Origin of the sequence: Acidilutibacter cellobiosedens (genome assembly GCF_004103715.1) — a bacterium.
Taxonomy (GTDB): Bacteria; Bacillota; Clostridia; order Tissierellales; family Acidilutibacteraceae; genus Acidilutibacter; species Acidilutibacter cellobiosedens.
Map to the genome: position 1 here is coordinate 3,734,336 of NZ_CP035282.1, position 9,388 is coordinate 3,743,723.

Annotated in this window: 11 protein-coding genes; all 11 read right to left on the minus strand. The window is 31.1% G+C overall.

The genetic code is table 11. From position 1 onward, the window contains the following. Positions 1-2 precede the first annotated feature (2 nt). The 11 genes from EQM13_RS18020 to rpmH all read right to left on the minus strand — a co-directional run bounded on the left by EQM13_RS18020 (position 3) and on the right by rpmH (position 8,829). Positions 3-866, minus strand: coding sequence for a ParB/RepB/Spo0J family partition protein (locus EQM13_RS18020; RefSeq protein ID WP_071141314.1), 864 nt, complete (start codon positions 864-866; stop codon positions 3-5). A 1-nt stretch (position 867) separates the two neighbouring features. Next, complete coding sequence (locus EQM13_RS18025; RefSeq protein ID WP_071141313.1) at positions 868-1,641, minus strand: ParA family protein; 774 nt, start codon at positions 1,639-1,641, stop codon at positions 868-870. Positions 1,642-1,744: 103 nt separating this feature from the next. Then, on the minus strand, positions 1,745-2,527 hold the full coding sequence (noc, locus tag EQM13_RS18030; RefSeq protein WP_240662967.1) for a nucleoid occlusion protein: 783 nt from the start codon (positions 2,525-2,527) through the stop codon (positions 1,745-1,747). A gap of 114 nt (positions 2,528-2,641) precedes the next feature. Next, positions 2,642-3,358, minus strand: coding sequence for a 16S rRNA (guanine(527)-N(7))-methyltransferase RsmG (gene rsmG, locus EQM13_RS18035; protein ID WP_071141311.1), 717 nt, complete (start codon positions 3,356-3,358; stop codon positions 2,642-2,644). Further along, complete coding sequence (gene mnmG, locus EQM13_RS18040) at positions 3,351-5,264, minus strand: tRNA uridine-5-carboxymethylaminomethyl(34) synthesis enzyme MnmG (protein WP_071141310.1); 1,914 nt, start codon at positions 5,262-5,264, stop codon at positions 3,351-3,353. The genes rsmG and mnmG overlap by 8 nt, the downstream gene beginning before the upstream one ends. Before the next feature lie 27 nt (positions 5,265-5,291). Then, entirely contained in the window at positions 5,292-6,671 is a 1,380-nt protein-coding gene (gene mnmE / locus EQM13_RS18045) for a tRNA uridine-5-carboxymethylaminomethyl(34) synthesis GTPase MnmE (RefSeq protein ID WP_071141309.1), read from the minus strand. A gap of 49 nt (positions 6,672-6,720) precedes the next feature. Next, positions 6,721-7,347 (minus strand): RNA-binding cell elongation regulator Jag/EloR, encoded by a 627-nt coding sequence (gene jag, locus EQM13_RS18050; RefSeq protein WP_071141308.1) that lies wholly within the window; start codon positions 7,345-7,347, stop codon positions 6,721-6,723. Between the two features lies 1 nt (position 7,348). Continuing rightward, positions 7,349-8,062, minus strand: a complete 714-nt coding sequence (locus EQM13_RS18055) for a YidC/Oxa1 family membrane protein insertase (RefSeq protein WP_071141307.1) — start codon at positions 8,060-8,062, stop codon at positions 7,349-7,351. A 14-nt stretch (positions 8,063-8,076) separates the two neighbouring features. Beyond that, positions 8,077-8,292, minus strand: coding sequence for a membrane protein insertion efficiency factor YidD (gene yidD / locus EQM13_RS18060; protein WP_071141306.1), 216 nt, complete (start codon positions 8,290-8,292; stop codon positions 8,077-8,079). 16 nt (positions 8,293-8,308) lie between these two features. Beyond that, positions 8,309-8,641, minus strand: coding sequence for a ribonuclease P protein component (rnpA, locus tag EQM13_RS18065; protein ID WP_071141305.1), 333 nt, complete (start codon positions 8,639-8,641; stop codon positions 8,309-8,311). A 53-nt stretch (positions 8,642-8,694) separates the two neighbouring features. Next, positions 8,695-8,829, minus strand: a complete 135-nt coding sequence (gene rpmH, locus EQM13_RS18070) for a 50S ribosomal protein L34 (protein ID WP_071141304.1) — start codon at positions 8,827-8,829, stop codon at positions 8,695-8,697. Between the last annotated feature and the right edge of the window lie 559 nt (positions 8,830-9,388).

A 9,388-nucleotide genomic window follows, 5' to 3' on the forward strand; every position in this document is an offset into this window, starting at 1 on the left:
CATTAATTTTTAATAATAATATCCATTATTCTTTCAAAGTCTTCTGGGCTATAATATTCTATCTCGATCTTTCCTTTATTCTTTCCATGCTTAATAACTACTTTTGTACCTAATTTTTTCATAAATTTATCTCTGGCTTCTGAAATAAAAGGATCTTCTTTATTTGATTTTTTTACACTATTTTTTTTGTTTTTAACAGTATTAACAATATTCTCCGTTTCTCTGACATTCAATTTCTTTTCTATAATATTTTTAGCTATCTCATTTTGAATTTTTTTATCTTCAATAGAAAGAAGTGCCCTTCCATGGCCGGAAGAAATTTTGCCATCAGAAATCGATAATAATATATCGCTATCTAAATTTAAAAGTCTCAAAGAATTAGTGATATATGGTCTGCTTTTCCCTACTGCAACTGATAACTCTTCTTGAGTGATATTATAATTATCAATAAGTCCTTTGAAAGCAATGGCTTCTTCTACAGGATTAAGATTTTCTCTCTGTAAATTCTCTATTAAAGATAACTTCATTCCTTCAAATTCTTCTACATTTTTAACAATGCAGGGAATTTTTTTAATGGAAGCCATCTTTGCCGCTTTCCATCTTCTTTCTCCGGCAATTATTTCATATCCCTTATCAATTTTTCTAACTATGATAGGCTGAATAACTCCATAATTTTGTATCGATTCTTTCAATTCCTCCAAAGCATCTTTGTCGAAATTCTTCCTTGGTTGTTCTTTATTTGGTTTAATCAAATCAATATCTAAATCCACTATATTATTTTTATCTTCCTCTAAAACATCTTCAAAGGGTTCATCAGGAATTAAAGCCGATAGCCCTTTCCCAAGTCCTCTTTTTTTAGTACTCATATTAAAACTCCTCCTCAATCCAAGATAAGAACTCTTCAGCTAACTCTTGGTAAGCTTCTGCTCCCTTAGATTTTAAATCATAATCTAAAACTGAAATCCCATAACTGGGCGCTTCAGCCAGTCGAACATTTCTCGGAATAACCGTGGAATAGACTTTTCCTCTAAAATACTTTTTCACCTCATCCACGACCTGTATAGAAAGGTTTGTCCTACCATCAAACATACTTAAAATTACACCTTGTATTTCCAATTCAGGATTTAAACTCTTTTTAACAAGTTTAATTGTATCAACTAATTGACTTACCCCCTCTAAGGCGTAATACTCACATTGAATGGGAATAATAACACTATTGGAAGCAGTCAAAGCATTTATGCTTAACAAGCCCAAAGAAGGCGGGCAGTCAATAAACATAAAATCATAAGTATTATTAAATTGAAGAATAGTTTTTTTAAGAATCAGCTCTCTTTCTTCAATTTTTATCATTTCAATTTCCGCTCCGGCTAATTCTACATTTGCTGGTGCTAATGATACTCCTTGAGCACTCGTATCAACAATTATGTCCGCCATAGGAACTCCATTAATAAAAACATCATAAATGGAATACTTTAAATCTTTTTTATTTACTCCTAATCCACTGGTAGAATTACCTTGAGGATCAACATCTATCAATAAAATTTTTTTATTTAATTTTCCTAAGGCCGCACACAAATTAATGACCGTAGTTGTTTTTCCCACTCCACCTTTTTGATTAAACACAGAGACTATCTTAGACATACTTTCAACTCCAATTTGAATTACTTTATATTTTCAATATATATTATATAATAAAAAAAAAACTTAGCAAACTATTACTTCGCTAAGTAAAAAAACTTTGAATTTATTTTTTGGGTATTCTAACCGTTACTTCCAAATATTCGCCCATATCTTTCTCTGTGTATTTAGCATTTACTCCACTATTCTTAATTGCGTTATAAGCATTTTTAATGGTATTTAAATATATTCTTACATTTATAAGACTTTTAATATTTTGTTTTTTTTCAGATTCAACCTTTGTCAGATCATTTAATATATCGTCTATTAATTTTTCAGTTTTCTTAACGGTAAAGTCACTTTTAATTATTTTTTCAAGAGTCTTCCTTCTATATTCGTCATCGGGAAGTCTTAAGAGTGCTCTGGCATGTCTTTCAGTCAAATTATTTTCCAAAAGTTCCTTTTTTATGTCATCAGGAAGTTTAAGTATTCTTAACTTGTTAGCAATTGTAGACTGGTTTCTTCCCAACTTTTCAGCAAGTTCCTGCTGAGTAAAGTTATGGTCTTTAATTAAGTTATTATATCCTTCCGCCTCTTCAATGAAATTTAAATCTTCCCTCTGCAAATTTTCTATTAAAGCCACCATAGCCGAATCCTTGTCTTTATAGTTAACAATAATAGCAGGTATCTTTTCCAATTCAGCCATTTCAGAAGCCCTAAGTCTTCTTTCTCCGGCTATTAATTCATAGCTTTCATTACAAAGTTTTCTTACACTGATTGGTTGAATAAGTCCATAAGTTTTTATTGATTGACTCAGTTCTTCTAAAGCTCTTTTATTAAAATTTTTTCTGGGTTGATATGGATTTGGTTTTATAAACTTAATAGGTATAAACATAATTTCGCTTTGCATATTTTCCATTGTATATCCCTCTTCCCATTGGACTTTAATATCAATTAAATATTCTATAGAAGAGTATTTCTTCCTCCTTTTTTATAAAAATTTCGTTCATCAAATTATTCTTTTTTATAACGGATTTTTTTTAGGTTTGCCTGCGGGTCTAGGATATTTTGTCGATGTGTCCTTAATTTTCTCGATAATTATCAAACTATGGCAAATATCTATTTCGGGCAAAACAACAAATCTTTTTTCTTTAACTCTTCCTCCTAAAATTTTAATAGCATTCAACGAGTTATTCAATTCTTCATCTATGTTCGAACCCTTCATAGCAATAAAATACCCACTCTTTTTAACAAAAGGCAAGCAATATTCACTTAATATATTTAATGGCGCTACGGCCCTGGAAACAACTATATCAAATTTTTCTCTATACAGTTCATTTCTTCCGAATTCTTCAGCTCTCCCGTGAATTGCTTCTATCCCGCCTAACCCAAGCTTATCTATAATTTCTTTTAAAAAAATTATTCTTTTATTTAAACTATCCAAAAGAATCATATCTAATTGTTCTTTTATAATTTTTAAAGGTACCCCGGGGAACCCTCCTCCCGTACCTACATCAATCACTTTAACTTTAGTATCAAATAATCCTGTATTTAAAAGAGTAAGACTGTCTAAAAAATGCTTAATATCAATTTCCCTATCGTTCTTAATAGAAGTTATATTTATTCTCTGATTCCATTCTTTTAACAGTTCTTTATAAACCAAAAACTTTTTAATTTCATCTTCCTTAAAATTAATGTTAAGTTGTTTTCCTATATCAACCATTGTACTAACATCAGTCATTTTTCTCACTCCTGAAAGCTCTTCTAAGTTGTTCCAAATAAATAAGAAGTACATTAATATCCGATGGAGATACTCCTGATATTCTGCTGGCCTGCCCTACGGATTCCGGTCTTATATTGTTTAATTTTTGTTTTGCCTCATTGCTTAAGGATCTTATATTATTGTAGTCTAAATCTTCAGGGAGTTTTTTGCCTTCAAGCTTTTTAAATTGAGCAATTTGAGCCATTTGCTTTGCAATATATCCCTCATATTTAATTTGAATTTCCACTTCAATTCGTATTTCTCTTAAAAGTTCAGGCCTTTCAGGGTCGATGTCCTTCAGAATCTCATAATTAAGTTCCGGCCTTTTAATTAAATCATATATACTTGTTGGAGTCCTCAAAGGAGCACTGTTTAGGCCTTCCAAAAATTTATTTGTTTTTTCTGTGGGAGTTATGATAACATGCTTAAGCCTCAATATTTCGTTATTTGTTTCTTCCTTTTTATATAAGGTCTTTTCATATCTCTCTTTACTTGCAAGCCCTAATTTATACCCTTTTTCCGTAAGTCTCAAATCTGCATTATCCTGCCTTAAAGTTAATCTATACTCAGCTCTGGATGTCATCATTCTATAAGGCTCATTTGTTCCCTTGGTAACCAGATCATCAATTAATACTCCGATATAAGCTTCGGATCTATCTAATATAAAGGGTTCCTTTCCCTGAATATTGAGTGCTGCATTTATTCCGGCCATAATTCCTTGGGCAGCAGCCTCTTCATACCCGGAAGAGCCATTTATTTGACCTGCAAAAAATAAATTTTTTATTTTTTTGTGTTCCAAAGTTCTTTTCAATATTGTAGGATCAATACAATCGTATTCTATGGCATAAGCCGTTCTCATGAATTTAACATTTTTAAGGCCTATGACTGTTTTGTACATTTGAATTTGTACTTCTTCAGGTAATGTCGTGCTCATTCCCTGAACATAAACTTCCTTGGTATCCAATCCCTCCGGTTCAATAAATATCTGATGCTTATTTTTATCTGCAAATCTCACTACCTTATCTTCAATAGAGGGACAGTATCGTGGTCCGACTCCTTTTATTTCTCCTGCATACATAGGAGAACGATCTAAATTTTTTCTGATTATATCATGGGTTTTCTCTACAGTATAAGTTAAATAACAGGGTACCTGCTTTTTATCAAATTTTTTATCCATATTTAAAAAAGAAAAGGGAATTATTTCTTTATCCCCGGGTTGTACTTCCATTACGGAATAATCAATACTATCTCCATGAACTCTGGCCGGTGTACCGGTTTTAAATCTTCTTAACTTAATTCCGATTCTATTTAAAGCATCTGACAATAAATTTGAAGGAAACCATCCCATAGGCCCTCCCTCATAATTTACTTCTCCTATATAAATTCTTCCTTTTAAATATGTCCCTGTACATATTATAACCGCACTGCATCTATACACAGCTCCTGTTCTTGTAACTATTCCCTTAATACAATTATCTTCTGCAAGAATATCTACTACTTCTCCTTGTTTTAAGTCCAAATTATCTTCATTCTCCAAAGTTTTTTTCATTTCAATATGGTATTTATTTTTGTCTGCCTGAACTCTTAAAGAATGTACTGCAGGTCCTTTGGAAATATTGAGCATTCTACTTTGTATAAAGGTCTTATCTATATTTAAAGCCATCTCTCCCCCTAAAGCATCAATTTCTCGTACCAAATGTCCCTTTCCTGTTCCTCCGATGTTTGGATTACATGGCATAGCTGCCACGGCGTCAAGACTCATAGTTAAGATTAAAGTTTTCATACCCATTCTGGCAGAACTCAGTGCAGCTTCACAGCCTGCATGGCCTGCTCCGATTACAATTACATCATATTTTCCGGCCTCGAATCTTTTAATATCCTTCATTTCAAGAAAATTTTCCTCCCATCGTAACTATTTTCCTACGCAAAATTCACTAAATATCTTATCAAGAATATCCTCCGTAACTGTATCTCCTGAAATTTCCCCTAAATTAGTCCAACAATTTTTTAAATCAACTTCCAGACAATCTAAAGGAACTTTAGAAATAATACCTGTATATGCATCAGATATATTTTTTTTCGCATCTATAAGTTTTTTCTTATGTCTTATATTGGTTACCATAATGTCATTTTTAATTTTAACTTTTCCACCATAGAACATATCCTTGATGTTATTCTCTATATCTTGAATTCCTATTTTTTGTGAAATAATAGTAGGTATTATTTTCATTTCAGGAATCAGTTTCTTTAAATCTTCCATAGTAAGTTTACTATCCAAATCCATTTTATTTAACAGAGCAATTCCCTTCTTATCCTTAATCATATTGATTATTTCATAATCATCTTCTTCCAATTCCTTAGAAGAATCAAAAACAGCTATGGTCAAGTCTGCCGTTTCTAATAAATTTTTTGCCTTATCTACTCCGATTTTCTCTATGATATTTTCTGTATTTCTGATTCCCGCAGTATCAACTATTTTTAAGGGGATTCCATCTATGTTCATATATTCCTCAATTGTATCCCTGGTAGTACCTGGGATATCTGTTACAATAGCTCTGTTTTCTCTAAGCATAGAATTTAATAAAGAAGATTTCCCTACATTAGGTTTTCCAAGTATTACAACATTTAATCCCTCTCTTAATATTCTTCCTCTTTCGGAAGTGTTCAACAGATTATCTATTTCATCAAGTATCTTCTTAGATTTTAATTCAAGCTCATCGTAAGTAATTTCTTCAAAATCTTCTTCCGGGAAATCAATAGAAACTTCTACATGAGCAACCATCTCTGTTAATTCGTCCATTATTCTTTTAATTTCAGAGGATAATCCTCCTTCTAACTGATTTAAGGAAAGCTTACAGCTCAATTCGGTTTTCGATTTTATGATATCTATTACTGCTTCCGCTTGAGAAAGGTCCAATCTTCCGTTTAAAAATGCTCTTTTCGTGAATTCTCCCCTCTCCGCCATTACTGCTCCATTAGCCAAAAGAAGTTCCAATATCTTTCTTACAGAAATTATTCCGCCATGACAATATATTTCAACTATATCTTCTCTTGTATAAGTAAAGGGGGCTTTCATAAATACTATCAGAACTTCATCTACAAGGCTTCCGTCAGTAGGATCAAATATATGTCCATAAGTAATTTTTCTGTTTTCCGCATCTTTTAAATTCTTTGTTTTTTTACCTTCAAATATTTTACCTGCAATAGACAGAGAATCTTTTCCGCTCATCCTTACTATGCCTATCCCGGATTCTCCGACAGTTGTAGAAATGGCAGCTATAGTACTCTCCATAAAAACACCTACCTTTAAATAAATCAATAAAACCCAGTATATACTGGGTTTATTTAGCTTCTATTATAACTCTCCTGTAAGGTTCCTCCCCCTCAGAATGGGTACTGACCCCTTCCACATTTTGAAGAGCAGAATGAATAATTCTTCTTTCATAAGGGTTCATAGGCTCCAATCTTATAGAATCTTTAGTATATTGAACTTTTTGTGCCATTTTGTTAGCCAATCTTATTAAAGTCTCTTCTCTTTTCTTCCTGTAGCCCTTAGTATCAACCAGCACCTTTATATAATTTTCTCTTTTACGGTTAATAAACAAACTCAGCAAATATTGAATTGCATCCAGCGTATTCCCTCTTTTGCCAATTATTATTCCCATATCCGTACTGCTAATATCTGTTATATTAACATTTATATTTCGTCCTTTTCTTTCAGCTATACATTTTGCTTTAATATTCATTTTATTAAAAAGCATATTCATAAAATTTTCAATACTTTCTACGGGATCATTAGTTACAGTCACTTTTACTTTGGCGTCCTTGTTTCCAATAAAACCTAAAAATCCTTTACTCGGCTCTGTTAATATTTCAATTTGAACGTCCTCCTTATCGGAATCCAATTCTTCAAGAGCATCCTTAACTGCATCATCTACAGTTTTTGAAACTTTCAATACGGATCTCATATTATTTTAATTCCCCCTTAGCTTTATCCAAAGACCGTTTAGATATTAACTGCTGAATTATCTGGAATATATTACTTACTACCCAATATAACCCAAGGCCTGCTGAAAAGGATCTTGCAAACCAAAACAACATAAGGGGAAGAAAAATATTCATTGTCCGTTGAGTAGATTTAGTTTGAGGATCAGCAGCAGCTTGATTAGGCGTAGTAACAGATTGAAAATAAGTCGTTAAACCAACTATTAAAGGCGTTCCCCACAAGAAGGGATCCGGCTGTTCCAAATTTTTAATCCATAAAAAATTCTTGCTTAAAGCATCGTAGAAAGCCTTATCCTTAAAAACATACTGAACGGGATCCCTCATAACAGCAAAAAAAGCAAACAATATTACCATTTGGACTATAAGCGGTAAGCAAGAAGATGCAGGATTTACTTTGTTTTCCTTATACAACTGCGCTAATTTAGCAGATTGAGTCTGTGGATCATTTTTATATTTATTTTGAATTTCTTTCATTTTCGGATTCAAGTCATTCATTTTCTTCATTGATCTATTCATACTAATAGCGATTGGAAGCAATAAAAATTTAAATATAATGGTAGTAATTATTATTGTCAATGCATAGAAAGACATGGATTTAGGTTCATTTCCAATTTTCTCTACCATTTCAAATACGAACCTCATAAGAGCACCCAATGGTGCTGCAAAAATCTTTGACATTAATTAACCCCCTATCATTTAAGTGGATCATAGCCACCTGGATTAAAAGGATTGCATCTTAGTATTCTATAAACACTCAATATAGTTCCTTTAAAAAAACCATATTTTTCATAGGCTTCAATGGAATATTGAGAACAAGTAGGATAAAATCTACAATGACGTCCAACTAATATATATCTGGAAATAAATTTTTGATAAAACCTTATCAATATTATTGCCAACTTTTTCATTTTTTTCACCTATTCTTCATAATAAATGAGTAATTTTGAAAAGATGAAGCATTGCACTTTCAATTTGCTGGTAATTTGAATTTCTGGAATTTATTTTGGGTATAAAAATTAAATCATACCCTTCCTTTATTTTTAATCGATTAACCCTATAGCTTTCCTTCATTCTTCTTCTCACTTTATTCCTAATTACACTATTTCCAATCTTTTTCGTAACAGCAAATCCTACTCTATTATAATCCAAATTATTCTTAGATATATACATTACCAGCAATCTATTTCCATAGCTTTTTCCATTTTCATATACATTTTTAAACTGAATTTTGCTCCTTAAAGTACAAACTTTATCCATTACAATGCTCCTTAAAACTTACATTTAATAAAAAGGCCACTTAAAATTGCGGCCTATGCTGACAATACTTTCCTGCCCTTTCTTCTTCTCCTTCTTAAAACTTCTCTACCTTGTCTTGTACTCATTCTTTTTATAAATCCATGTTCTCTGCTTCTCTGTCTTTTTTTAGGCTGATATGTTCTTTTCACAAAATACACCCCCTTCAATAACAATTCACTATATAAAAATAGCTAATTTTCATATTAAAAAACACAAATACTACTATTGATTATAGTTGTATGAATAATTAATGTCAAGATTTTTAAAATACTTATATCCACAAGTAATAATACAATTATTTATAAAACTTGTGGATAATTTTATTGATAATGTTTTTTTTTTTTGATATTATATAATAAAAGTGGATAAGTTTTTTCATAATATATTTATTTAGACTTATACACAGACTGTGTATAAGTTGTGCATAATTTTTGATTTTATTACTAAAAAATTTGTTTAAACCTTTTAAATCAACAGTTTTTATCCACATATGAATATTATATTTTTCTGTGGATATTTTTATTTTATTATTACAATTTTTTTTATTTACAATCTGTTATTATTTTATCCACATCTATAACAAAATATATATTATATTCGATTTTCAAAAAAACTGTGGATAAAGTTGTTGATAACTTTACATTTTTGTTATAATTATTTATTTTTTTGTCTATAATCTTTAATAAATACCATTTAGGAGGAAGTAAA